Origin of the sequence: Micromonospora coerulea, assembly GCF_016598485.1 — a bacterium.
In the GTDB taxonomy this organism is placed as follows: Bacteria; Actinomycetota; Actinomycetes; order Mycobacteriales; family Micromonosporaceae; genus Micromonospora; species Micromonospora coerulea.
Genome location: NZ_JAEMUW010000012.1, coordinates 114,317 through 139,762 on the forward strand (window position 1 = coordinate 114,317; position 25,446 = coordinate 139,762).

General features: G+C 69.5%; 21 protein-coding genes. 14 read left to right on the plus strand and 7 right to left on the minus strand.

Annotated elements, in window-relative coordinates; all coding sequences use genetic code 11:
• Window positions 1-141 precede the first annotated feature (141 nt).
• The 4 genes from I8N68_RS17230 to I8N68_RS17245 are packed head-to-tail and all read left to right on the plus strand — an operon-like array spanning window position 142 to window position 5,340.
• Window positions 142-1,434: an ABC transporter substrate-binding protein gene (locus I8N68_RS17230; RefSeq protein WP_200211015.1), complete on the plus strand. Its 1,293-nt coding sequence runs from the start codon at window positions 142-144 to the stop codon at window positions 1,432-1,434.
• Window positions 1,434-2,369, plus strand: coding sequence for a carbohydrate ABC transporter permease (locus I8N68_RS17235; protein WP_200211016.1), 936 nt, complete (start codon window positions 1,434-1,436; stop codon window positions 2,367-2,369). Before I8N68_RS17230 ends, I8N68_RS17235 begins: the two co-directional genes overlap by 1 nt.
• Window positions 2,366-3,190, plus strand: a complete 825-nt coding sequence (locus tag I8N68_RS17240) for a carbohydrate ABC transporter permease (RefSeq protein ID WP_234039938.1) — start codon at window positions 2,366-2,368, stop codon at window positions 3,188-3,190. The genes I8N68_RS17235 and I8N68_RS17240 overlap by 4 nt, the downstream gene beginning before the upstream one ends.
• On the plus strand, window positions 3,187-5,340 hold the full coding sequence (locus I8N68_RS17245) for an alpha-galactosidase (protein ID WP_307812855.1): 2,154 nt from the start codon (window positions 3,187-3,189) through the stop codon (window positions 5,338-5,340). The genes I8N68_RS17240 and I8N68_RS17245 overlap by 4 nt, the downstream gene beginning before the upstream one ends.
• A gap of 247 nt (window positions 5,341-5,587) precedes the next feature.
• Here the strand turns inward: I8N68_RS17245 and I8N68_RS17250 are convergent, their stop codons facing one another.
• Together I8N68_RS17250 and I8N68_RS32880 are read right to left on the minus strand one after the other, a co-directional pair.
• Window positions 5,588-7,819, minus strand: a complete 2,232-nt coding sequence (locus I8N68_RS17250; RefSeq protein WP_200211017.1) for an NPCBM/NEW2 domain-containing protein — start codon at window positions 7,817-7,819, stop codon at window positions 5,588-5,590.
• An 884-nt stretch (window positions 7,820-8,703) separates the two neighbouring features.
• Complete coding sequence (locus tag I8N68_RS32880) at window positions 8,704-10,314, minus strand: ricin-type beta-trefoil lectin domain protein (RefSeq protein WP_234039942.1); 1,611 nt, start codon at window positions 10,312-10,314, stop codon at window positions 8,704-8,706.
• 357 nt (window positions 10,315-10,671) lie between these two features.
• On the opposite strand from I8N68_RS32880, the gene I8N68_RS17265 reads away from it, so the two are divergent.
• The 5 genes from I8N68_RS17265 (at window position 10,672) to I8N68_RS17280 (ending at window position 14,543) form a co-directional block, all read left to right on the plus strand.
• Window positions 10,672-11,727, plus strand: a complete 1,056-nt coding sequence (locus I8N68_RS17265) for a CapA family protein (protein WP_200211018.1) — start codon at window positions 10,672-10,674, stop codon at window positions 11,725-11,727.
• 95 nt (window positions 11,728-11,822) lie between these two features.
• Window positions 11,823-12,476 carry a hypothetical protein gene (locus I8N68_RS17270; RefSeq protein WP_200211019.1) on the plus strand — a complete coding sequence of 218 codons (654 nt, stop codon included), beginning with the start codon at window positions 11,823-11,825 and terminating at the stop codon, window positions 12,474-12,476.
• 203 nt (window positions 12,477-12,679) lie between these two features.
• A complete protein-coding gene (locus tag I8N68_RS17275; RefSeq protein ID WP_200211020.1) occupies window positions 12,680-12,844 on the plus strand; it encodes a hypothetical protein in 165 nt (54 codons plus the stop codon).
• Window positions 12,845-12,893: 49 nt separating this feature from the next.
• The gene (locus I8N68_RS34495; protein ID WP_428833252.1) at window positions 12,894-13,172 is read left to right on the plus strand and encodes a zinc finger domain-containing protein; all 279 of its coding nucleotides are present in this window, start codon (window positions 12,894-12,896) and stop codon (window positions 13,170-13,172) included.
• Between the two features lie 903 nt (window positions 13,173-14,075).
• Window positions 14,076-14,543, plus strand: coding sequence for an SAM-dependent methyltransferase (locus I8N68_RS17280; RefSeq protein ID WP_200211021.1), 468 nt, complete (start codon window positions 14,076-14,078; stop codon window positions 14,541-14,543).
• A 155-nt stretch (window positions 14,544-14,698) separates the two neighbouring features.
• Here I8N68_RS17280 and I8N68_RS17285 read toward each other — a convergent pair whose 3' ends face one another.
• Window positions 14,699-15,196 carry a YcxB family protein gene (locus I8N68_RS17285; RefSeq protein WP_200211022.1) on the minus strand — a complete coding sequence of 166 codons (498 nt, stop codon included), beginning with the start codon at window positions 15,194-15,196 and terminating at the stop codon, window positions 14,699-14,701.
• A gap of 31 nt (window positions 15,197-15,227) precedes the next feature.
• Between I8N68_RS17285 and I8N68_RS17290 the strand changes: the two genes are divergently transcribed.
• Entirely contained in the window at window positions 15,228-15,518 is a 291-nt protein-coding gene (locus I8N68_RS17290) for a hypothetical protein (protein ID WP_200211023.1), read from the plus strand.
• Window positions 15,519-15,770: 252 nt separating this feature from the next.
• Here the strand turns inward: I8N68_RS17290 and I8N68_RS17295 are convergent, their stop codons facing one another.
• From I8N68_RS17295 to I8N68_RS17305, 3 genes are all read right to left on the minus strand, one after another.
• Window positions 15,771-16,280, minus strand: coding sequence for a hypothetical protein (locus I8N68_RS17295; protein WP_200211024.1), 510 nt, complete (start codon window positions 16,278-16,280; stop codon window positions 15,771-15,773).
• Window positions 16,281-16,559: 279 nt separating this feature from the next.
• Window positions 16,560-17,183, minus strand: coding sequence for a dihydrofolate reductase family protein (locus I8N68_RS17300; RefSeq protein ID WP_200211025.1), 624 nt, complete (start codon window positions 17,181-17,183; stop codon window positions 16,560-16,562).
• A 214-nt stretch (window positions 17,184-17,397) separates the two neighbouring features.
• Window positions 17,398-18,297 carry an alpha/beta hydrolase gene (locus tag I8N68_RS17305; RefSeq protein WP_307812856.1) on the minus strand — a complete coding sequence of 300 codons (900 nt, stop codon included), beginning with the start codon at window positions 18,295-18,297 and terminating at the stop codon, window positions 17,398-17,400.
• A gap of 85 nt (window positions 18,298-18,382) precedes the next feature.
• On the opposite strand from I8N68_RS17305, the gene I8N68_RS17310 reads away from it, so the two are divergent.
• The 4 genes from I8N68_RS17310 to I8N68_RS17325 all read left to right on the plus strand — a co-directional run bounded on the left by I8N68_RS17310 (window position 18,383) and on the right by I8N68_RS17325 (window position 22,101).
• Window positions 18,383-19,138 carry a PIG-L deacetylase family protein gene (locus I8N68_RS17310; RefSeq protein ID WP_307812857.1) on the plus strand — a complete coding sequence of 252 codons (756 nt, stop codon included), beginning with the start codon at window positions 18,383-18,385 and terminating at the stop codon, window positions 19,136-19,138.
• A gap of 465 nt (window positions 19,139-19,603) precedes the next feature.
• Window positions 19,604-20,065, plus strand: coding sequence for a hypothetical protein (locus tag I8N68_RS17315; protein WP_200211027.1), 462 nt, complete (start codon window positions 19,604-19,606; stop codon window positions 20,063-20,065).
• Between the two features lie 348 nt (window positions 20,066-20,413).
• Window positions 20,414-21,355 (plus strand): ATP-binding cassette domain-containing protein, encoded by a 942-nt coding sequence (locus I8N68_RS17320; protein ID WP_200211028.1) that lies wholly within the window; start codon window positions 20,414-20,416, stop codon window positions 21,353-21,355.
• Complete coding sequence (locus I8N68_RS17325) at window positions 21,352-22,101, plus strand: ABC transporter permease (RefSeq protein ID WP_200211029.1); 750 nt, start codon at window positions 21,352-21,354, stop codon at window positions 22,099-22,101. The genes I8N68_RS17320 and I8N68_RS17325 overlap by 4 nt, the downstream gene beginning before the upstream one ends.
• On the opposite strand, the gene I8N68_RS17330 is transcribed toward I8N68_RS17325, so the two are convergent.
• Window positions 22,085-25,213 (minus strand): ATP-binding protein, encoded by a 3,129-nt coding sequence (locus tag I8N68_RS17330; protein WP_200211030.1) that lies wholly within the window; start codon window positions 25,211-25,213, stop codon window positions 22,085-22,087. The genes I8N68_RS17325 and I8N68_RS17330 overlap by 17 nt on opposite strands.
• Window positions 25,214-25,446: the final 233 nt, after the last annotated feature.

Genomic DNA, 25,446 nt, shown 5'->3' on the forward strand with positions numbered 1-25,446 from the left:
CCGAACCTCGAAGATCTAATCATTAATTAGTAATACATCTTGACAGGTACGGGCGGCGGATGCAACCTTCTGGCCACACCGTTCACATGACTGACACAACGCGTTGTCACGCATCGTGTCACTGAGGAAGGGACCACCCCCGTGAGCGACTTCGACCCCAGTCGCCGCCGATTCCTTGGGCACCTCGGCCTCGCCGGCGTCGGCGCGCTCGGCGCCAGCTCGTTGCTGAGCGCGTGCGCCAGCTCCGCCAGTGGCCCGGTGGACAAGGCGTCCGGCGCGATCAGCCTCCAGTCGAACCTCTCCTCGCCGCAGGCGAAGGCGGCGATGGAGAAGATCATCGAGAACTTCAACAAGCAGGGCAGCGGCAGGGCGACGGTGAACACCATCGCCTCCGAGACCTACCGCACGCAGCTGCCGACGTATCTGACCTCCGCGAACCCGCCGGACCTCTACACCTGGTACGCCGGCTCGGTCGCCAACAACTACGCCAGCAAGAATCTCCTGCTCGACGTCTCGGACGTCTGGCAGGGGCTGGGCGACTACCCCCAGTCGCTGCGGAACATCTCCACCGACCCGACCGGCAAGCAGATCTTCGTGCCGATGACCAACTACTGGTGGGGCTTCTTCTACCGCAAGTCCAACTTCGCCAAGTGGGGCGTGCAGGAGCCGAAGACCTGGGCCGAGTTCATCACGCTCTGCCAGACGCTGAAGAGCAAGGGCGTCGCGCCGATCGGCATCGGCCTGGGCGACACCCCCTGGGTCGCCTCGGCCTGGTTCGACTACCTGAACATCCGGATCAACGGCGCCCCGTTCCACCGGGAACTCCTCGCCGGCAAGCAGCGCTTCGACGACCCGAAGGTCAAGGCGGTCTTCGCGCGGTGGCGCGAGGTGCTGCCCTACTTCGACCCGAAGGGCAAGGCCTACCCGTTCCAGGAGGCGACCACGGCGCTGCTGGCGAACAAGACCGGGATGTTCCTCATCGGCACCTTCTTCGCCGACGCCGCACCGAAGGACGCCCTCGGCGACCTCGACTTCTTCCAGTTCCCGATCATCGACCCGGCGGTGCCGGTCGCCGAGGAGGCGCCGACCGACGGCTTCTTCGCCAGCGCCAAGACGGCGAACCCGGCCGGCACCAAGGCGCTGCTGACCTACCTGGCCTCGGTGCAGGCGCAGGAGACGTACATCCAGAGCAGCTCCGGCATCGTGCTGCCCGCGCACCCGAAGGCGAAGGCCGCCGACAGCCCGCTGGTCGTCAAGGGCAAGGCGATGCTGGACAACGCCAAGGAACTCACCCAGTTCTTCAACCGCGACTCCAGCGACGCGTTGCAGCCGACCGCGGACACCGCGCTCACGAAGTTCATCGACAAGCCCGACCAGATCGACGCGATCCTGCGCGAGTGGCAGACCAGCGCCGAAAAGGTCTTCAAGGGCTGATGTCGACGCTCGCACCAGCCACCTCCCGCACCTCAGCGGCGGGACCAACGCCCAAGCAGCGGCGGCGCCGGGCCAACCGGCCGTCGCCGCTGCTGGTGGCGTTCGTCCTTGTACCCTTCGCGGTCGAGAGCATCTGGGTGTTCTGGCCCGCCCTGCAGGGCTTCTACTTCTCCCTCACCCGGTGGGACGGCCTCGAACCGCCCACGTTCATCGGTTTCGGCAACTACACGGAGCTGGCCGGCGACGCGGTCTTCCGGGGTGCGCTGGTCAACACCGTCATCTGGCTGGCGCTCTTCGGCGGGCTGTCGGTCCTCGGCGGGTTCGGGATGGCGCTGCTGCTGCAACGCGAGCGGCGCGGGGTCGGCTTCTACCGCGCCGCGCTGTTCACCCCGGTGGTCTTCAGCCTGGTGGTGACGGCGCTGGTCTGGCGGGTCTTCTACCAGCCCGACGGGCTGGCCGACCAGTTGCTGCGCGCGGTCGGACTGGAGCAGCTGATCCGGCCCTGGCTCGCCGACCCGCAGACCGCGCTCTACGCGGTGATCCTGCCCGCCCTGTGGCGGCAGATCGGCTACGTCATGGTGCTCTACCTGGCCGGGCTGAAGGCGATCGACCCCGCGCTGCACGAGGCGGCCCGGATGGACGGCGCCAACGCCCGGCAGCGGCTGCGGCACGTGACCATCCCCCAGCTGCGCGGCGTCAACGCGGTGGTGCTGTCGGTCATCGTGATCGACTCGCTGCGTTCGTTCGACATCGTCTGGGCGTTGACCCACGGCGGGCCCTACCACTCGTCCGAGCTGCTGAGCACCTACATGTACTCGGCCGCCTTCCAGAGCCTGCGGCTGGGCTACGGCTCCGCCATCGCAGTGGTGATCTTCATACTCGCGCTCGCGGTCATCCTCGGTTACCTCGTCCGCGCGTTCCGGGAGGACGCATGATCCGCGCACTGCGCACCGGCGCTTTCCACACCGGCATGAGCCTGCTGGCCCTGCTGTGGCTCGGCCCGATCCTCTGGGTCGTGGCCATGTCGACGAGGACCTTCGACGACATCGCGGCGCACGGGGTGGGTAGCCTGCCACACTCGTTCACCCTGGACACCTACCGGCAGGCCTGGACCGACGGCGGTGAGCTGCGCGCCCTGATCAACAGCCTGCTGGTCACCGTGCCCGCTGTCGCCCTCAGCCTGGTACTGGCGGCGCTGGCGGCGTTCGCGCTCAGCCGCTACCGGATTCCCGGCCGACGGGTGATCCTGCTGCTCATGCTCGCCGGGAACCTGCTACCGCCGCAGATCCTGCTGATCCCGGTCAGCAAGTTCAGCGAACTGACCGGCCTGTACGACACCCTGGCCGCGCTGATCGCGGTGCAGGTGGGCTTCGGGCTGGGCTTCTACACGTTCGTGCTGCATGGCTTCATGCGGGACCTGCCGGGCGAACTGCAGGAGGCCGCCACGGTCGACGGGGCCGGACCGGGGCAGATCTTCGCCCGGGTGATCCTCCCGTTGACCCGTCCGGCGCTCGCCGCGCTCGGCGCGCTCTCCTTCACCTGGATCTTCAACGACCTGCTCTGGGCGATCACCGTGCTGCGCACCGACGATAAAATGCCGGTGACCCCCGCCCTGCTCGGGTTGCAGGGCCAGTTCGTCTCGTCGTGGAACGTCATCGCCGCCGGCACGGTCATCGCGGCGGTACCGACGCTGCTGGTGTTCCTGCGCTTCCAGCGGCACTTCGTCTCCGGCCTGGCGCTCGGAGCCGTCAAGTGAGCGACCCGGCCACCGGCAACATCTACGAACGCGCTGCGGCGCGGAACGCGACCGACGCGGGTGAGGACACGGCCCCGCTCGCCGGCCCGTGGACGCTGCGCGGCGTGGCCACCGAGTACACCGTCGTCGTACCCGCGCACGGCCGATGGCTGGAACTGGTCAGCTGGGGTCCGCCGGGAGTCGCGCACGGACCGTCGCCTGCCTGCTACACCGGCCCCACACCCTTCCTCACCGCCGGGGACTTCGCGCCGGTGGAGTACGCGACCGACGCGGTCCGCCCGTTCACGGGCGCCGACCTGGTCGTCGAGACGGCGACCGGCGACCGGCGGATCTCCTGGCGCTACCAACAGGCGGAGACCGACGGCGGTCAGCTTCGGGTGACCTTCGCCGACCCGGTGACCGGGTTGCGCGCGGCACACTGCTACCGGATCCCGGCCGGCACCGACGTGGTGGAGCGGTGGGTGGAGCTCACCAACACCGGCGAGGCTCCGCTGCACCTGGCCCGGGCCGGCTCTGCCGGGTTCTGCGTGCCAACGCCGCACGGTGCCCGGCTGAGCTACCAGTGGGGCCAGTGGGCGCAGGAGTTCCAGCTCGCGCACCTCGACCTCGGCCACGGGCAGTTCTCCATCGGCAGCTCACAGGGGGTACCGGGGCACAGCTTCGTACCGTGGCTCGCGGTCCAGGACCGGGCCGAACCCGACGGTCCCACCTGGGGCGTGGCGCTGGCCTGGACCGGCTCGTGGCAGATCGTCGCGGAGCCGGACACCGGCGGGCTGACCCGGGTCCGGGTCGGTCGCCGTCTGGTCGACGGCGGGCTGGAGCTGCCCGCGGGCGGCGGGATCACCCTGCCGATGGTCGCCGGCGCCCACAGCGACGCCGGGCTGGCCGGACTGGCCCGGGCCTGGCACCGCTACCAGCGGCAGCTCGCCGGCGACCGGCTCCACCGGGCCCGGCCGGTGCTCTACAACTCGTGGGAGGCGACCGAGTTCGCCGTCGACGCCGACAACCAGCTGGCGCTGGCCCGGATCGCGGCGGAGCTCGGCGTGGAAACCTTCGTCGTCGACGACGGCTGGTTCATCGGGCGGCACGACGACCGCGGCGGGCTGGGCGACTGGACCCCGGACCCGGTCAAGTTCCCGGCCGGTTTCGACGCCTTCATCGCCCAGATCCGCGCCCTCGACCTCACCTTCGGGCTCTGGGTCGAACCGGAGTCGATCAGCCCGGCGTCGCGCCTGTACGCCGAGCATCCCGACTGGGTCTACGCGATCGACGACCGGCCGATCACCCCGATCCGCAACCAGTACCTGCTCGACCTCGGCCGCCCCGAGGCCGCCGAGTTCGTCCACTCCACGCTGGACGGCCTGCTCCGCCGGCACGACATCGGATACCTGAAATGGGACTTCAACCGGCCGCGCACCGAGCCCGGCCGGCCCGGCGCGGCCACCCGACTGGACCTCGACGGCGCCCACGTCGCCAACCTCCACCGGATCTACGCCGCCCTGCGGCGGGACCACCCGCACGTGACGATCGAGGCGTGCGCCGCTGGCGGCGCCCGTACCGACCTCGCCATGGCCGCCCACGCGGACGTCTTCTGGCCGAGTGACAACACCGGACCGCTGGACCGGCTCGCCATCCAGCACGGCTTCCTGCACGCCAACGCCCCGCACCTGCTCTCTTCGTGGGTGACCGACGCGGTCGGGCTGTTCGACCAGCGGCCCCGCTCGCTGGCCTTCCGGTTCGTGCTCGCGATGGCCGGCGTGCTCGGCATCGGTGCGGACATCCGGCACTGGACGCCCCGACAGCGGGCCGAAGCGGCCAGCTGGATCGGCCGGTACAAGCAGATCCGCGAGGTGATCACGCACGGCGAGGTGCACCTGATCGGCGGGCCCGACCAGCCGCGCTGCGCCGTGCAGTACACCGCGCCGGACGGCGACACCGTCGTCGTCCTCGCCTGGCACACCGGCCGGCTCGACGGCCATGGCCTGCTGCCGTCCCGGCCGGTCCGGCTGCCGCTGCGCGGCCTGGCTACGGACGACACCTGGCGGCACGGCGACGACACCTACTCCGGCAGCCACCTCACCGCCGTGGGCCTGCCGGTGCGGTGGACCGCGGACCACGACGCGGAACTGTTCGTCCTGCGCCGAGCCTGACGGCCCATCGGCCGGGCCGGGGACCGCAACCACCTGATCCGATCGGTGACCCCGCCGCCCCACGCTCTCGGCGTCGGGCGGCGGGCCTGCCGGGCCCACACCCCGCGGACCTGCCGGAGCGGGGACCCAGAGCCGCCGTTCGTGGCAGCGACGTGAGCCCGACCGGGATGCCTCGTTCGCGCGGGTGATCGACCTGGAGAAAACAGTCGCACCCAGACGAGGTCACCTGGATGCGACTGTTTCCGGTTCAGCAGGTGGCGTTCAGGCCAGCCCAGTCGGCCCGGTCGTTGTATCCCCCGTCGCCCGCATCCCCGACCACCAGGTCGAGCACCCGGACGCCGGTCAGGTCGACGTCGACCTGACGGATGTCGTCGCGGGTCAGCACGCCGCTGTCGAACAGCACCTGGCCGTCGCCGATCACCTGGAAGGTCGCGGTCGCCCCCTCCGGTCCGACGTTGCGCACCGCGTCGTCCAGACCGACGACCGCGGTCAGCCGGCTGCACTCCTTGCCGACGTAGTACCGGACCGTGGACGGCGAGGCTACGCCGATGCCGGTCGGGTACACCTGGCCGAGCATGCTGATCGGCGACCAACCACCGACACTGAGGTCGACCGTCGGGCTCATCCAGCCGCTGGTGGCGCTGACCCACCGGTGATGCGACAACACCACCTCGCCGTCCGGCGGCGCGGGCGCCACCACCACCGCCGAGACCGTCGTCTGCCGCAGCCGTCCGTGCCCGAGCACCTCGTAGGACGTGGTGGCGGTCAGGGACGCGGCACCGGGTTCGGCCGAGGGCGGCAGCGCCACCGCGAAGGCGTAGGTGGCGGCGCGGCCGGGAAGCAGTTCACTCAGCGCCTCGCTCAACGGGCGGACCGTCCAGCCTGCGGGCGTTGCCAACCCGACCTTCGGCGCGAACACCGGCCGCAGCCCGTCGTTGCGGACGACCACCTCGACCCGCGCCTCGTCGCCACCGGCGACCATCGGCACGTAGCCGTCCGGCACCGGGTCGGCGCCGACCCGCGTCACCTGCGGCAGGCCGGCGGTCACGTGCGGCACACCCGGTACGCCCGCGGCCGGGCCGACCCGGAACAACGCGGCGCCGTGGGCCGGAACAGCGGCGCTGATGGTGCCGGCGCTCTCGGTGATCTGATCGGTCCAGGCGTTCTCGACGGTGAACCGCGCCCCGGACAGGCCGACCGAGGCGGCCGTCGTGGTCAGCACCTTCGGGCTCTCGCCGCGGTTGAGCAGCACCACGGCCCGGTCGCCGTCGGCCAGGCGCTTCACCCACGTCTCCGTGGTGCCCGCCGGGCCGACGCGGACGGCCTGGACACCGGCGGCGTCCTGGTTGATCGCCAGCATGTCGGGGTCGGTGAGGATGTCGAGGGAGGTTTGGCTCAGCTTGCGTACGTCGCTACCGATCACCAGTGGCGCCGCGGCCGCCGCCCACAGCGTCATCTGGGTCCGGAACTCCTCGTCGGTCATCCCAAGTCCCGGGGCGAGGTAGTCCGGGTCGTTGTAGTGGCCAGGCCCGGCAACCTCAGGATGCCGCGCGTTTGCGTCGTAGTTGCGCAGCACGTCCTTGAACTTGATGTCCCCGACGAAGCCCACGTCGGTGTAGGTCCGCCAGGACTGCGCGATCTCCGGTGCGTACGTCCAGGAGTACGTCGACTGCTGCTCCTCCGGGTACATGCCCCAGTCGGGCGAGGTCACCGGGTTGCACAGGTTGAAGATGATCGGACGGCCGCTGGCGTTGTTCCGCAGCGCCCGGGCGAACTCGGTGTAGACGGTCTTCGGGTCGAGGTTCGCGGCGATTCCGCAGAGGAAGTCCACCTTCACCGCGTCGAACTCCCAGCCGGCGAACTGGTCCGCATCGCGCTGGTAGTAGCCGCCGCTGCCGAGTCCGCACTTGCCGGGAATGTACGGTCCGGCGTCGGTGTAGATGCCCGCCCTCAGGCCCTTGGCGTGGATGTAGTCCACCAGCGGCTTCAACCCGTTCGGGAAACGGGTCCGGTCGGCCTGCAGGTCGCCGGCGGCCGTCCGTGGCTCCGGGTCCTGCCAGCCGCCGTCGAGCCAGACGATGTCGTAGCCGGCCCGAGCCAGGCCGCGGGAGACCAGGGCGTCGGCGACCCCTTTCACCGACTCCTCGGAGAAGTTGCCGCCGAGGCCGAAGTAGGTGTTCCAGCCCTGGTACGGCGTCGGGCTGAGCAGCTGCTGAGCTGCTGACTCCACGCCGGCGACAGTGCCGGCCGCCGGGCTGGCGTGAGCGGGTGTGGATGCGGTCAAGAGACTAACCGTGACGGCGAGCAGGGCGGTGGGTACAAGTCGTTTCACATCGGATTCCTTCGCTGCCGAGGAATGGGCGGGTGCCGCGTCGAGCTCCGTGCCGGCCGCCTTCTGGACCTGCTCGTACTCCGGCTGGACCTCGCCTCCGAGCCGGTGGGCGGCCAGCCCACCGGCCCGGAAAGCCTGGAGCGGCACCGCGCGATCCGCGGCCGGTGCCGCGGGCACGACGGTCCTGCTCGAGTCGGACACCTTCAGCGGGAGGCTGGAAATGTCCGACGTGGAGGTGACGCAGCCGTCGATGTGGGTCGCGGCGACCGGACACTCCGAGTCCGTTGCGGACGGCCCCCGATCGGCTGCCAGACCAGTCATGCCCGTACTCCTGAGGTTTGTTTCCGGGATCTTGCCCCTGGTCACCGCAAGCTGTCAATATTAATTCCTAAATTATTATTTCTCAATCGCCTGAGCCCCGTCCACATCCGACCCATGACCTCCCATGACCAGGTGGGGAGGACCGTAGGACGGCGAAGACAGCACCCAGGGAGGGAAGCGGGCCGAGGTGTGCCTGCGGGGTGGTCTTCGGCTGCCAGGCGACTGGTGGCGAGGGTCGCCAGGAGCGCGGCAGTGATTTCGGCATGGGCACCCCCCCATGACCAGCAGGGCGTTGTCGCGCACTCTCGGCAGCACACCGGTGCTGAATTCGCTGGCCAGGGTGTCGGTGACCGCCGCCCCGCACCCATGCCACGACCAACGAACCAGACCCCGCCGCGCCTACCGAACACGAATCAGCCACTACGCGCGCTGCGCCGCGACCTGCGTGCCGTCTGGGCGGCCGGGCTACCGCTCACGGGGCCCGCCCGCGATCTGTTCGCCATCGCCACCTGACCGGCCCCGGTCCGCGCCGGTGGCGCCTCGTCGGCGCGTACGCCTTACCGGTCCGGCGCAGCACCGGCGCAGACGGGCTCGGCTCCGGCCTGCCGGTGTGGCCCGGCGCGGAGTCGGGTCACGCCGGGCCGGATCGGGCGATGGGCGAATCGGGCCGCCGCCGGCGGTAATGACCGCGGCTGGCCCTGGCGGCGTGGTCAGGACGGGTTGTCGCCGTGGGTCAGGGTCTCCCAGGCGACGAAGAGGTTGTTGCTGCCGGCGGGGCGCTGCTGCAGGGTCAGGGTCTGGGTGTTGGCCATCGCGTAACCGAGGCGGTTGGCCATTGCGTTGTAGCCGACCTCGGTGATCGGCCCGAGACCCCGGTTGAGACTGCCGGCGCAGAGCCAGGAGGGTGCCGGCTCGCCGAGCTGGTACTTCGAGTGGAAGCCGAGGGCGTGCCGCAACCGCTCACCGACCTGCGGATACAGGTCCCGTCCCTGGATGCGGGAGGTCTCCGCAACGTGCGAGATGGCGGAGATCCCGTACCCGGTGTGGGTGAAGTCGCGGCAGGTCTCCTGGGCGAGGCCGGCGACGAAGGTCGACTGGCCGTGCCAGTAGTTGATGATCTCGCTGCTGGTGTCCAGCCCGCTGCCGGGCACCGTGTACGGCAGGGTGCCGTCACTGGGCAGGTAGATGAAGGCCCGGGTGCGGTTGAGGTAGCGGGTGACCGCCGCGTCGTAGCTGGCCTGGTCATCCAGAAAGACGGAGATGCCGACCGCAGCCTCAATCATGGTCAGCTCCCAGTTGCCGTTGCTGTTGGAGCCGTTGCGGACCACCGGCAGGTAGACGTTGCGCAGCATGGTGGCGAACCGGGTGGCGTTGGGCCAACTGCCGTACGTGTACCGGATGAGGTCCGCGGCCCGGGGCCAGACCGAGCCCGCCCAGCCGGTCTGCAACGGGGCGTTGCTGCCGGTGTGTGAGGTGATCGTCGCCGACCAGGCGTCCATGATCTGTATTGACTTTTGGGCGTACCGGCCGTCCCCGGTGAGGTACCAGGCGAGCGCGGCGGTGTATGCGGCGATGGCGTCTTCGCGCTCGTCCGTGCAGCCGTAGTTGGGGTTGGAGTAGGAGCCACACTCGACGACCGAGCGGGGCGCCGGGTTTCGCGACAGGTTGGCGTACCAGCTGCTCATCATCTGGTTGTAGGCCGAGGCCCAGGGCTGCGCGCCGGCCTGCACCCGGGACCGGACGAAGTCGAGCTGGCCGCGGCTGACCAGTACGCCGGGGTGCGTGAACCCGCCCGAGGGGGGTGGGGTGCCATCGCCGGTGGGCAGCGTCCAGCTCTGGTTGGCGGCGCCGGTGCAGGTCCAGATCTGCAGCGGGGTGCCGTCGGCCGAGCTCGGGCCGGTCGCGTCGAGGCACTTGCCGGAGGGCGGGTTTATCAATTGTCCGCTCGCGTACGACCACTGCTGCGCGCCGGTGCCGTTGCAGTCGTAGATCTGCACCCTGGCGCCGTTGGCGGTGCCGGCTGCGGCCACGTCGAGGCACTTTCCGAGCGCCCGCATGGTGCCGTCGTCGGCGAGGGTCCACTGTTGCGCCGCAGTGCCGTTGCAGGTGTAGAGCTGTACCTGGGTGCCGTTGGCCGGGTTCGCCGCGGCGACGTCGGCACACTTGCCGCCGTACCCGGTGATGGCCCCCACGACGGCCGCGGATGCCGCGGGCATGCCGACCGTCAGGCTCGCGGGTATGACGAGCGTGGCCGCGGCGAGCGCCGCGGCCAACCGGATGCGGGGCCGAGGGGAAGCGGCCCCGGCCAATTGTCGCGCCATGTCCTGGTCCTTTCCGTGCGAAGCGGTCGATGCGGGACGGTCCGCCGAGGCGGCAGGCCAGTCATCGGGTTGGGCCGTAGCGGGTTGGCCTGTCGGTCGGTGGCGGGGAGCTCGGACGAGACGGAGGAGTAAGCTGTTAAGGAAGTTAATTATTGCGACAGACTCGATCAGTATCAATGTCTGGAGCGAGGGCATCCGCCATGGAAGGGCTGCCGCGAAGCGCCTTGGGGCGTGAAGCGGCTGCCTCGAACGCGGAGTCGTTGGCCCAGGCCGTGACCGCTTCGAACGCGGGAGAGGCCGAGGGCAATCCTGGCCAAGTAGGCCCAGGGTCGGGCGGGTTTCCGTACGCTGCGCTGAGTGAGATGGGCACGTTCCTTCGTCGCGCTGGCGGCGACCCTGACTGTTACGGCGTGCGATGCCGCCCGGACCCCGCCGGCCGGCGCGCCCACCCGCTCCGCCCCTGCAGGCTCCCCCTCGCACCCCGCCGAGATCACCTTGGCCTTCGCGGGCGACGTGCACTTCGCCGACCGCACGGCCGATCTGCTGGGCGACCCGGCGACCGCGTTCGGGTCGATCTCGTCGACCCTGTCGGCCGCAGACCTGGCGATGGTCAACCTGGAAACGGCGGTCACCACACGCGGGACTCCCGAGCCGAAGGAGTTCCATTTCCGGGCGCCGGCAAGCGCGTATGACGCGGCAAAGGCCGCCGGCATCGACGTCGTGTCGATCGCCAACAACCACGTGTTGGACTACGGGCGGACGGGGCTGGCCGACACCGTGGAGGCAGCCAGGGCCGTCGGGATGCCGGCCGTCGGGGCGGGCGCCGACGCGGCGGCGGCGTACACGCCGTGGATCACCGAGATACGCGGTACCAGAATCGCTGTCCTCGGCTTCAGCCAGGTCTCCGAGCTGTGGTCGGAGTGGAGAGCCACCGGCACCCGGGCCGGCATCGCGATGACCCGGGACTTGCCGCGCGCCGTCGCGGCGGTGCGCGCCGCCCGGCGCCAGGCCAGCGTGGTCGTCGTCTACGTCCACTGGGGCACGGAGGGCGACGCGTGTCCGCCCGCCGAGGCTCGCGCGTTCGCTGGCGAGGTGGCCGAGGCGGGTGCGACGATCGTGGTCGGCACCCACGCCCACCTACTGCTCGGCGACGGATGGCTCGGCAAGACTTTCGTCCAGTACGGCCTCGGCAACTTCCTATGGTGGCGTGACGACGCGTACAGCAACGACACGGGGGTGCTGCGGGTGACCCTCAACGGTTCGGCGATCTCGAAGACGGAACTAGTGCCCGCGACGATCTCCCGACACACCGGTCGACCCGAACTCGCCGGCCGGGAGGACACGGCCCGGATCCGCCAGGAGTACGCCGGCCTGCACGCCTGCACCGGACTTGCCGGGAGCCCCGCCACATAGTCTGCAGCCCGTCTCACGCCACTCCCTCAGCGCCCGCAAGAGGTGAGCCGCCGGGTGGGCCCAGCAGGCAGTCTGGCGCCAACCGGCCTCGGGGTATGACGACGCCGCCCAAGCTCGCCGAGATGTGGGCCCCGATGGGATACGCGATCATCGGGGTCAACGTGTGCAGCAGCAGCCAGGTGAAGTTCCAGCCCGGTGTACGCCTCTCCCCCTGTCGCCGTCGTGAGTCGTCCGCGCTGAAGGTGTGCGTCACGCTGGTGACACAGAAGGACCACCGCTCGGAGGGCCCTCGTATGCACACGTCGTCGGGTTTGCAAGATCTTGTTCTGTTGCTGGTGGTCGTCGGGTCCGCGGCGATGACATTCGTCGTCCCCAGGCCGCGACTGTTGTGGGCATCCCTGCTCGCGGCCGTCTGCGGGTTCTGCGAAGGGCAATTGGGCACCGTCTGGGATGCCATGTTCGGCGCAACGGCTCCGGCTTGGCCGCTGCTGCTACCAGCCGTTGTGTTGGGGGCGGGATTCGCGTGGCGGGTGCCTGGTTGGGGCACCATGGCAGGCGGATGGCTGGGGATCCCGTGGGGGCTCGCGGTGACGGTAGGCGTGTACTGGGGCCTCCCCTGCTGGAACTGCGGCGAGTCGTACTACGGATATTGGGCGCTCGGCTTTAGCATGGTCGGAGTCGTCCTCACCATTGTGGGCGCTGCGCTAACCGTGGCCCTTCGAGTCCTGATCCGCCGATTGCGGTCCTGACCAATGGCCGGCTTTAATGTTGGCCCGCTCAGTGCCGGGCCGATGATGGCCCCCCTCCAGATCCTGGATGCCGCCCTACAGCTCCGCCCGCTGCCGCTACATCAAAGAATGGGTCACCACGAAGATCCGCTGGCGGCTCACCGTCGACACCGCGGAGAAGAACGCCCTCCTGGCTGAACTGGATCGAGGCCGAGTTCGCTGCCGTGCGCTACTTCGCCCTCAACGGCACCGACCACCGCCGCCACGCCGAGCAGGACGCCGCCATCTGCGACTACATCCGCTGGCGCAACCGGCGCGCCAAACCGAAATCCGCATTCGCCGCCGGCTCCAAGATCCGCCATCCGGATTACCCGTTCAAGGCTGCATGACGGGGCACTAGCCGGTTTCATCGCCGCACTACCGGGAAGCGGGAATGGCATGTCCTCTTATCCGGGCGAGTCAGCGAGGCGCACGCTGGAGCGAGCGCGAGAGTCAGTTCAGAAGATCCACCAGGCCGCCATCCGGCACCGGGACCCGAACCTGCACCAACTGGCTGACGAGATCAGCGAGGTCGCCCTGACCTTGGGGCACGACGCCGGCCCGGTCCAGGAGTGGCGTGCCTGCCCAGTGTGCGGGGCCGAGCCAGGATCACACTGCCTTCACAAGCCGGGTCACGAAATGGTTGACGGGATGCATCCGGAACGGACCAGGCTATAAAAGGAGTTTGTCCGAGTAGGGATAACCGGTCTGGCCTGACTGCGGGAGACCACGTCTGCGTCTTGCACGCCCGTCCGGCGCGGGCGTGCCGATCCCGCGTCTGAGGGCGACCAGACGCTCGACGCATCGTCGGCCTGCTCTGGGACGTGGGCGCGGGACCGGCGCCGCTGACCCAGGTGACTAGTGTCGGCACCACAACCGCCGGATCCATGTCGAAGTCCGCCATCCTGCCAGCAAGGTGAGCGGGATCGCAGCCCGCCGCGAGCGCAATGCTCGAGAGCAGCACCAGCCCCACCGGGTACCGCCACAGGCGCACTTTGATCGGCCGACGCGAGAACCAGGTCACCGCCGAGGCCAACCTGCGTGCGTGTCGGCGGGATCGGGGGCGCGGAGCACGGTGATGTTTCCCAGATTTCCACGATGCGGCGGATCTCGTCCGGGCTCATGGTCCGACGTCCGGTGAGGCGCGATTCCCAACACGGGCTACGCCTTCTCGGCGCCATCCCGCTCGGCTGACAGCCCAATCGCCGGGACTGGGCGGGCTGCGGACGGATCATCCGGGGGCCCGCCATGGTGGCGCAAGCTCTTCAGAACCGGTCCCGGGTTCCAAGGAGGGCGTTGTGTGCGATGCGGCGCCACGTAGCGAGTTCGGTGTCGATCTCGGCCAACGGATGTCGGCGACGCAGAGGGCTCCGTCGGCGCCAGGCAGGGCCTCGATCAGCCGCATCCGCTGGTCTTCGCTCGGATGGGTGCTCCACAGATCGGTGGTTCGCCGGCTGAGCTGACGGGCCAGCGGTGGGTGGGCGGCCAGGCGTTGCCGGGCTTCGGCGGCCCAGGGCGTGGTCGACGGCGGGGCCGATGGCCTCGACGCTGGTTTGGGCGCGGTGCGGATAGCCTCCAGCCATGCTGATCTTCGAGATCACTCCGATAGGTACGGTCCGGAACGACCGAACGGACGTCCAGCACACGGACAACTGGGGTGCCGTCCGCAGCACGATCACCATCGACGAGCGCTTCGGCGAAGCGTGCCTCCAGGGTCTGGAGGGGTTCTCCCACGTGGAGGTCCTCTTCATCTTCGACCAGTTCCCGGAGCATGGCGATTACCGCGAACCCCGCCCCTACCGCGGCCGCTCCGACCTCCCGCCCGTTGGCGTATTCGCTGGCCGCGCCCCCCGCAGACCGAACCGCATCGGGGTAACGTGCTGCACCATCGAATCCGTCCATGGCCGCGAATTGACGGTGGTGGGCCTCGATGCGGTCTCGGGCACCCCGGTCATCGACCTCAAGCCGACGATGGCGGAGTTCCTCCCGGTCGACATCAAGCAGCCGGAATGGGTCAGCCGCGTGATGTCGGAGTACTTCCAGCCGTAGCATGATTCCGGTGCCACGGCCTGCCGCACCCGCGCGATCGCCTGACATCGGAGAAGCGCCGTGAAGAAGGTCAGGTGCGCGCACATCGACACGTTCGGATGCAGGCACCCGCGACCCGGTTACCTTTCGTGACCAGCGCTTCGCGGCAAATGAGTTCACCGAAGCTGGAGCAGCCCACGTTTAGCCATATGGGCTCGCAACGTCTCGGCGTCCTCGGCGGACATCAAGCGGCGTGGGATCACGGTCGCCGGCATCCGGCCGACGTACACGATCCAGAACTCAGGGGTGCCCCTTACCTGAGCGACCCCGTCCCAGGCGATGCCGCCGGACTCCGAGCCGCTGCGCATCATGATGTTGTCGTCGGTGATGTCGTAGGCGCCCTCGACAGCGTAGCGACTGGAGCGGCGCCGGGCGCGCAACCGCACCCACGGCGAGTACAGCATCGACAGCAGGCCACCCACGACCATCGCCATGCACAGCGGCGAGATCTGGTCGCCCAAGGCGAGCCCCCGAGAGACGGCGAAACCGATCGCCCCGACCGCCGCCAGCACCGCGCCGATATAGCCGTACTTGCGCAGCCGAACACTGCTGAGCGCAGCGGCCACGCGGCCCGGGTAGGCGGGATCGGCTGGGACGTCAAAACGGATGTGCACGCCAGAACGATAGGCACCTGACCGGCGCGACGTGTGGCTGGTCCGCGAGACGCGCTCGACGGTGATGGCCCGGGCCGAGGACAGGGAGTCCGGGAAGGTGCTGCGCTGGGAGTTCGACTCGGAGCCGGAGGCCTTGCAGATGGTTGATCGTCTGCTGCGCGCCGGCACCGCCGGCCGGTGGCGGGAGCAGGACCGGCACTCCCCCGCCGGCTGCTGGCGCCAGGTGAGGCGCGGCAGGCCACGGAATGACGACATTGATTACGCCCTGATGCTCCTGCCGCGCTGCCTCAGGCATGTGGACGTGCCGCATACGAGCATCTGATCCGTAGCTTGGGCCACACTGTCCGACTCGGTGCCGGAGGCTCCACAACTACTGGTCGCAGCGCTTCAGTCGTCCGCTGCGGCGTCGGCCCGTCCAGCGCCGCTGCTGTCATCTGTTGCTGTCACCGCCCTTGCGGCAACAAACCTCTCGCCCGATGGCCCGCCTTCCGGGCATCGAGTTTGCGAAGCATCCGACCTGGCGGGGTGTGACGCCCCGCAGCCCGTCACCGCCGGAAACGATCAGTTGCCGACCTCAGTACGGCAGGTCGACGCCCCGGCGGCGGGCGAACTCGCGGTGGGCGGTGATGATCGTGTCGAGCCAGCGGGCGAGCATCTCGTCGGCCCGGAGCACGCAAGCCAGCCGAACCTCGAAGTACTCGCGGTCGTAGTGGTAGGCGGAGTCGACATCGGGCTGCACGGCGAGCGCCTCCTCGAGCAGGTCGTCAGGGTCGGGCTCGTGGCTAGGGACGAAGCCGGGCTGGACGAGGTATCCCACTTCGTCGTCGAAGCTCAGCCCCCAGTTCAGGCCGTCGTCGGTGCCGACCGAGACTTGAGCGCAGAGGTCGGGGCGGGTGATGGTGAGGGTGTGACCCGGCCACACCTCCTCGATCGTCGTCAGGACCGCCGGGATACGGTCGAGGACGGCGGCGACCGGTGCGCAGGTGGCGAGCTGGTCGCCGCGGTAGCTAACGCGCCGCGCGTCATCGGGGCCGCGTAGGGGCTTGACGTCGGGTACCGTGTAGGCGGGCAGTGGAGAGGTCATGGGCTCAGTCCTTATCACAACCCGATCCGCCCACCGTGCGAACGCCGCATGGCACGCCAATTGCACCCGGCATGATCGTTGATATTGGAACGTCGAAGGCCCTGGTGACGCAAACGACGTCGACCCGCTGCCAGGCCCCAGCGCAGCCGTGTGACGGAGACGAGCCCAGAGCCCCTGCCGGCCTTGACGGCCCAACAGCATCCGGGACCGCCGTCGGACGCGCCCCCGGTTCGTCGACCCCTGCGTGCCCTGCGGGTGGGCCTCCCCGCCACGACGGGATCAGCGCACGACGGCGTACCGCACATGAACGGCGTACGGCGAGTGGTAGACCGAAAGGATCTTGAGGTTGATATCGCGGTCGAAGCCCTCGAAGAGCCGCTTCCCTCGACCGAGGACGACCGGAGCGGTGGTGATGCCGAGTTCGTCGATGACCCCCGCCGTGAGCGCCTGCCGGATGATGTCAGCGCCCCCACCAATGGCGACGCCGCTGTCGCCCGCCGCCCGCCGGGCTGCCGCCAATGCCTCCTCGAACCCGTTGACCATGAGGAAACCGGTGCTCGGGTCGGGCTGGTCGGCGGTGCGATGGGTGAGCACGACCATGGTTCCTCCGAACGGATTCCGGCCGCCCCAGGCCCCGGCGCTGTCGTACATGCCCCGGCCGCACAGGCCGGCGCTCGTCCCCTCCAGCAGCGCGTCGAAGTACGCACGGTCCGCGTCGGTCATGCCGGTGCCGGGTTCGCGCTCCGTCTCGTAGGTCCACGGGCCGCCCATCACCCAGTAGTGGAGCCGCTCGCCGCCGATGCCGAGCCCCTGGCCCTCACGATCGTCGGGACCGGTGACGTAGCCGTCCAGTGACACGGTGATGGCGGCCTTCACCGGGCCTCGCTGCTCGGTGGTGCTCATGATTCCTCCTGTGACGGATATCGGAGACATCGGACGTAGCAGAGACTGCCCGCCGGCGCTGGATTCATCGGTCCGCCTCGTCGAGCTTGGGTCAGATCGAGCTTGGGCTGTGCATTCTCGGCGCCGTACCGCTCGGCTGATCGCGACTGGGCCGGGAATGTCCTGGTTGCCGGTTCAGCCTGCCGGATATGGTTTTCGGCCCGTACTGACTCTTTCACCAACGGTGCAGCACAGCGGCCAACTGGGCCAGGGCGATATGGGCGGCGTCGAACAGGGCCAGCTTCCGCGGGAAGTTGTGGATGAGTCCCTGGTACCGGGTCGCGGTGACGGCAACGCCCGCCGCCAGCAGCCCGGCGGCGTACCGTTCACCCTCGGCGGACAACAGGTCGAGCTCGGCGGTGATGACCACGGCGGGGGGTAGGCCGGTGAGGTCAGCCCGCAGTGGGTCCAGATCCGGCTGGGTACGGTCCACGCCGGGTGGGGCGAACGCGTCCCAGAAGAACCGCATCTCCTCCCGGTCCAGGCCGTACTCGTCCAGGGCCGGATAGTCGGCCGCCGGGTCGATGACCGGGCAGATGAGGATCTGCCCCGCAAGACGGATCCCCGCATCCCGGGCGCGCCGAGCGGTCACCGCCGCCAGGTGCCCTCCCGCGGAGTCACCGGCCACCGCTATCCGACCCGAGTCGAGGCCGTGCCGAACCGCCCCGGGCCCGCGCAGCCAGGTGAGCGCGCGCGCCACGTCGTCCACCGCGGCCGGATACGGATGCTCGGGGGCGAGCCGGTAGTCCACGGAGAGAACGGCCCAGCCGGACGCGGCCGCCAGGTGCCGACACAGCCCGTCGTGGGTGTCCACGTTGCCCATCACCCAGCCTCCGCCGTGCGCGTAGAGGACCACCGGCATCGCGTCGTGATCGCCGTCGCGGTAGAGGCGGGCGGGCACGCCACCGGCGTCGACGGTCACGACTGACCGGATCGCCGGTGCGCTGCCCACCTCGGCCGGAGTCGCCTGGACCATGCTCAGCCGTGCCGCCGGCAGGGTCGCCCGGGTGAGCGGGACACGCTGCTGGACGTGCATCGCCGCCCGCGCCTGCGGGTGGAGCCGGCTGGGGTCCACCCGGTCAGTATCGCTCGCTCGGCGAATGTCAGGGTTGCCGACACGGCGGTGCCGGATGGGCGAAGAGGCCGCTACGGTGTGGACCGTGGACGAGCTTCTACCGGCACTGCCGGAGGACTGGGACCGCTGTCTTGCCGTGGCCGCACACCCTGACGACATCGAGTACGGCGCAGCCTCGGCGATCGCCCGCTGGACCGCGCAGGGCAAGCAGGTGACCTACCTGCTGGCCACCCGGGGCGAGGCCGGGATCGACGCCATGCACCCGGACCAGGCCGGGCCGTTGCGCGAGGAGGAGCAGCGCGCCGCGGCCCGGGAGGTGGGCGTGGACATCGTTGAATTCCTCGACCACCGCGACGGCGTCGTCGAGTACGGCCCAGACCTGCGCCGCGACATCGTGCGGTCGATCCGCCGCCATCGGCCCGAGGTCATCGTCTCGGGCGGCTTCACCGTCCGCATGGTGGGCGGGATGACCAACCAGGCCGACCACCGGGCGGTGGGGCTGGCTGCGCTGGACGCCGCGCGGGACGCGGGCAACCGGTGGATCTTCCCAGAACTGGTGGACGAGGGGCTACCTCCCTGGGACGGCGTGCGCTACGTCTGCTTCGCGGGCGCCGAGCGCCCCACGCACGGGGTGGACGTCACCGGTGAGCCGCTGCAGCGCGGTATCGCCTCACTGGCCGCGCACGCCGAGTACACCAGGGGCCTGGGCGTGGCCGGCCCTGAACCCGGGCCGTTCCTGACCTGGGCGGCCCGCCAGGGCGGGCCGGCGCTGGGCGTGGAGGCGGCGGTCCTGTTCGACGTGCACACCCTCACCTTCGAGGGCCCACCACCCTGGCTCTGAGCTCTGGCAGAACTCTCTCCGGCGAACGTGTCGCGCGCTCGTGAGCCAGTCCGGCGGCGCGCCAATGACCACCGAGGTGGAGAGTTCTCCCGGCTTCCCTTGGACGGCTCTCATCGGGGCGAGCCAACCGACTTGTTCGCATAGTCGCTGGAGCGGTGTGCCGTCCAGGTCGCCACCGATTGTGCGGTAGTTGACCAGGTGCCAGCCGTCGTTGGTGGGGGTCCATGAGGCGGCGGCGATCTGCCGACTCTTGAGGTCGTCGGAGTTGCACAGGCTGGGCGCCCGGCATCGGAGCCGGGAGCGAGGTTCGGGTCGCTAATTGCCTCCGGTGACTCCTTCAGCGGGCACGCCACGGACACGGCACGGGACAGCCGGGCGCTTGGGCTGCTGGCATGATTCGCGCCGTGGGCCTTCTTTCTGGCCGCTTCTTGGCTGCCACCGATGAGTCTGCCGCTGCAGTAATGGATGTTCTCGCTGGTCCGCGCGCTGCCTCAGGTTCGTGGTGCTGACGTGACCGAGGTCCAACAGCGTCGTGCCGGCTGGTGGTTTGGGCGTACGTGCCTGGTGGCGGCGCTGGTCTTGTGGGTCAAGTTCGTACTGATGCTGATCATCGTCGGGCCGGAGGCGTATCTCAGCTCCACCCAACCCGGGGGGACGTTCCTCGCCCTCGGGTTGGAGTTCTTCCTTTCCCTGGTGCCCACAGTGCTACTTCTGGCGTTATTGGCGGTGGTGGGTCGAGCGCTCGGAATCGGCGTCGCGTTCCGCGTGCTCGCCGTGGTGCTGCTTGCCGCGGTCGCGGCCCTGCCGGTCGTGTTCGTCGGCTGGTGGGTCTACGCGATGATCGAACTCCTCGGGCAGCTCGTGGTGGCTGCCGTCGCGGTTCGGTACATGAATGCGCTGCGCCCGCCAAGCAGCTCCGTCGAGTAGGCGTCCATTGCCCGGGCGGTGGCCGGGCGGAAGATTCCCTTCCGACCGGCCACTGCCGGCGTTCACGTCCTCGACCCATCCCCCGCCGGGCGCGGCGGCCAGTCTCCTCCTGGACAGGGCCAGCTTGCTGACGCGGCGGTGAACTGGGATCACGCGCCCCTCGGTAAGCGGCGAACTGCCAGATCGGCTTGAAGTGGGCCCGCAACGTCAGAATGCGAAACGCCCGATCATGATCGACGGCGATCCACTGCGGCGGCTACGCAGCGTCCTGACCTGGCAGGACGAGGGCGAAAACCGTGTCAGGAGCGTGTCAGGGGGGTGACAGGCCGGATCCCGATAGTTGGCCGCATGACAACTTCAGCGATTGCGGTCTCAGGACTGCGAAAGGCCTACAAGGACAAGGTCGTGCTCGACGGCATCGATCTTGATGTCCGCGCGGGAACGGTGTTCTCCCTACTCGGCCCGAACGGGGCGGGTAAGACGACGACGGTGAACGTGCTGACCACGTTGATGAAAGCCGACGGTGGGACGGTCCGCGTCGCTGGCCATGATGTCGCAACCGAGGCCAAGGCGGTGCGCGCGGCGATCGGAGTCACCGGTCAGTTCGCGGCGGTGGACGAGCTGCTCACGGGGCACGAGAACCTGCAGTTGATGGCGGATCTGAACCGGGCGGTCTCCGGCGACGGCAAGCGGATCGTCACGGAGCTGCTGGAACGCTTCGATCTGGTGGAGTCGGCGCAGAAGCCCGCGTCGACCTACTCCGGGGGTATGCGACGGAAGCTCGACCTGGCGATGACGCTCGTCGGCCACCCGAAGATCATCTTTCTGGACGAGCCGACGACGGGACTGGACCCGCGCAGCCGCCGCACGATGTGGTCGATCATCCGTGCCCTGGTCGCCGACGGCGTGACCATTTTCCTCACCACCCAGTACCTCGATGAAGCCGATCAGCTCGCCGACCGCATCGCGGTACTCGATCAGGGCCGCCTGGTCGCCCAGGGCACTCCCGACGAGCTCAAACGCCAGATCCCCGGGACCCACGTCCGGCTCCGGTTCACCACCGCCGCCGAACTCGACGCGGCCGCGCGGGTCCTCACCGACTCCACGCGGGACAACGAGGCACTGACCTTGCGGGTTCCCAGCGACGGCGGCACGAAATCGCTTCGGGCTCTGCTGGACCGGCTCGATGAGTACTCACTCAGTGCCGAGGAGTGCTCCGTGCACACACCCGACCTCGACGACGTCTTCCTCGCCCTGACGGGCCACACCACGGAGGTGAACGCGAAATGAGCGCCCAGTCCCACTCGTTGGTGATGTTGCGTCGCAACTTCAAGCACATTGCCAGGAACCCGACCTCGGTTTTCAACGCGGTCCTGATGCCGATCATCATCATGTTGATGTTCGTGTACATGTTCGGAGACGCTTTCAACGTCGGTGTCGATTACATCGACTACGCGACGCCGGGACTGATCCTGCTGGCCGTCTGTTACGGGCTGGGGGCCACCGCGACGTCGGTGAACTCCGACATGACGAAGGGCATCATCAACCGGTTCAAGGTGATGGACGTCTCCCGTGGTGCGGTGCTGACCGGTCACGTCATCGCCAGTGTGCTGACCAACGTGGTCGCCATCGCGGCGCTCATCGGGGTGGCCTTCCTGCTGGGATTCAGCCCGTCGGCGAGTCTCCTCGCCTGGCTCGGCGTGGCCGGCATGATAGTGCTGCTCGGATTCGCGGCCGGCTGGCTCACGGTCGCCTTGGGACTGGCGGCAAAGTCTCCAGAGACGGCGGGTCTGGCCGCCGTGCCGCTGGTCATGCTGCCGTTCTTCAGCAGCGCGATCGTCCCGGCGGAGAAGATGGGGCCGGGCCTCAGGCAGTTCGCGGAGTACCAGCCCTTCACGCCGATCATCGAAACCATGCGCGGGTTGCTCAACGGCGTACCGGACACCAGCGACGCGGTCATCGCCGTCGCCTGGTGCGTCGGGATTGCTCTCGTCGGATACCTGTGGGCGCGTTCCACGTTCAAGAAGCGAGCGTGACCTCGACCAGCTGACTCCAGCTCGTCTCCGTGCCATCCCGAGCCGCCTCGGCGAACCCCGTGTCGCCGAGGCGGCTTCGTGCTGCCCGCTCGATCCGGGCCATGTCCGGGAGCGACCGATCCCGCAGTCCGCGCACGGCGTCGCTCGCCGCCAGCAGCCGCGCGGCCTGCTCGGGCTGGTCGCGGCGCAGTGCCAGGTCCGCTACCCCGACGAGAACCTGCGCGATCATGGGCGCGTGCCCCGCCTCGGCCGCCGCCCGGTAGGCCGCGGCATGGTATTCACCGGCCTTGTCCAGATCGTCGGCGAGGTAGCCCAGTAGGTCGTGCGTCACCGCGCGGAGCTTCTCCGCTTTGTCCCCCAGCATGGTCGTTGCGACATCGAGTTGCCGGTGAGCCTCCTCGGCGTCGCCGCGCCAGCGAGCGAGTTCCGCCTTCGACAGGGCCAGCTCCGCCAGCGCCTCCGGCCAGGTGACCCTCTCGGCATACCGTTCCGCCTCGACTACCGCGGCCTCGCTGGCGTCCTCATCACCGAGCAGCCAGTACAGCTGAGCCTGTCGCGACCGCATCCGGATGACGTCCTCGATGGCACCGACCTCGGTCACAACCTCGACCGCCTGTTCGTAGTACTCGCACGCACCAGCGAACTCGCCCCGCGTGGCGATGCGGTCCGCCAGCTCGGTCAGGGCGAACGAAATCCCGAACCGTTCGCCGAGTGTCCGAAACTCGGTGACGGCCATTTCAAGGTGCGCGTCCGCGTCCCGCCCGGCGTGACCCAGCATGACCCGCGACTTGCCGAGGTGCAGCCGAGCAAGCGCGCATACCCAGGGGTCCTCGTCGTCCAGCAATGATTCCCACGCGGGCAGGAACGCGTCCGGTGCCTGCAACATGCGTTCCAGCGGGACGACCAAGGCCAGCACGGGGTTGCGGGACTGGCTGCGCTGGGCGAACCGGTACGCCTTGTGGATCCACTCCGCCACCTGGTCTTCGTCGGCCGCCCGCCCGGAGCTGGCGAACGTCACAGCGAGCCCGTAGACGATGGCCCGGGTCTCGTCGCCCACCTCGCCGGGAATGTTGGTGGCCGCGGTGATCAGCTCCATGCCTTCGGCCCTGTGCCCGCTGAGCCACCAGTACCAGCCGGTACCCGCCGCGAGCCGCATCGCCGCCTGCGCCTCGCCGGCCGCGAGCGCACCACGCATCGCGGAACTGATGTTGTCGTGCTCGGTGTCGAGCGTGGCGAGCCAGGTCAACTGCTCAGCGCGGCGAAGGTGCGGGTCCGCGGTCTCGGCGAGTTCGGTGAAGTAGGCCAGATGCGCGTGGCGCGCCAGGTCCGACTCCCCCACCTCGGCGAGACGCTGCGCGGCGTACTCCTTGATCGTGCCAAGCATCCGGTAGCGCGGTGCGCTGTCACCCGCGGCGACCAGCAGCGACTTCTCAGTCAGCGCCGTGAGCAACTCGAGCACCTCTTCCGACTCGACCGCGTCGCCGACGCAGACCCGCTCGGCCGCTTCCAGGCTCGCCCCGCCCGAGAACACCGAGAGCCTGCACAGGACCACCCGTTCGGCGTCGGTCAGCAGCTCCCAGCTCCAATCGACCATCGCACGCAACGTTCGGTGCCGTGGCAAGGCGGTACGGCTGCCGCCGGTCAGCAGCCGGAACCGGTCGTCGAGCCGGTTCGCGAGCTGATCGATCGACATGGTGCGCAACCTGGCCGCGGCCAGTTCGATCGCCAGCGGCATCCCGTCCAGCGCCCGGCAGACGCGCGCCATGGTCGCCAACGTGTGGGCGTCGACCACGAGATCCTTGCGCACCGCGCTCGCCCGGTCCAGAAGCAACCGGACGGCCGGCGCGGACTCGATCTCGCCGGGGGTGGCGTTCCCGTCCGGCAGGGCCAGCGGCGCGACAGGCCACAGCGCCTCACCGGTGATGCCGAGTGGTTCCCTGCTGGTCGCCAGGATCCGCAGCCGCCGGCATTCCCCGAGCATGCGATGGGCGAGCTCGGCGGCCGACTCGATCACGTGCTCGCAGTTGTCCAGGATCAGCAGCATCTCCCGCTCGCGGATCGCGGCGATGAGCCGGTCCCTCGGCTCCAGGTTCGACGGCTCACCGAGCAGCGCGTCGCGGAGGCCGAGCGCGGCGAGCGTGGCCTGCGCCACGTCGGCGCCGATGGCCGCGAACTCCACCATCCAGGCCCCGTCGGGCAGGTCGCCGACCAGACTGCGCCCGGTTTCCGTGGCCAGCCTCGTCTTCCCCGATCCACCCGGCCCGATCAGGGTGGTGAGCCGGCGCTCGGCGACGAGTTCGGCGACCGCGGCCACATCGGCGTCCTTGCCGATGTAGCTGGTCAGCTCGGCCCGCAGGTTGGTGTTCCGGTTCTCCTCCCGCCGGCCCGACTCGCCGCGCAGCAGCGCGACGTGCAATGCGGACAGCTCCGGTGAGGGGTCGACGCCCAGCGCGTCGGCCAAGGCCTCTCTCGTACGCTGGTACACCAGCAGGGCCTCGGTGTCGCGACCGGCCGCCACGAGGGCCCGCATGAGCGCGCCGACAAGCCGTTCTCGCACCGGGTGCGCGGCCACGAGGTCGGTCAGCTCCGTGACCAGCTGCGCACCATGGCCGAGCCTGATCTCCGCGTCGAACCGCTCCTCCATGGCCGTAAGGTGCAGCCTCTCGAGCCGGGTGACCGCGGCGTCGAAAGCCGCACTGTCGGGCAGACCGACGTCCTGCATGGCCGCGCCGCGCCACAACGCGAGGGCCTCCCGCAGGCGCCGGACCCGCTGCGGGCCCTCGTCGTCGCGCGCCCGGCCCACGAGGCGTTCGAAGCGCACCGCGTCGACGGCGTCGGGTTCCACCGTCAACCGGTAGCCGTCCGTCTGCCCCTCGATCAACCCTTCCGGCAGCGCCTTCCGGAGCCGGGAAACCAAGCGGTGCAGGGCATTCGTCGCGTCGGCGGGCGGATGTTCACCCCAGATCCAGTCGAGGAGCGTCGCCTTCGAGACCACACGACCCGGTTCGAGCGCAAGGGCAATCAACAGCCCGCGCAGCCGCGCGCCCGGCACGTCGGCGACGGTGCCGTCGTCCGTGCGAACCTCGAACGGTCCGAGCATCCCGATCTGCACCCAACAGATCCTGCCATGCACGAAGATCAGGCCTCCAATCACCGACGCGGCGTCAAGACCCGGCCACGGCTTGGCCCGGGCCGCAGCCACGCAGCCGGTGCGGACCGAACCCGGGACTTGGTCATCGACCGGCTGCGCCGAGAGAGATCGACGCCCAGCAGGCATTACGCGAGTTGGAGGTGGTGCCCGGGGCGGTGGAGTTCGACCGGGTCGTGCCGCCCAGCGGGAACCTG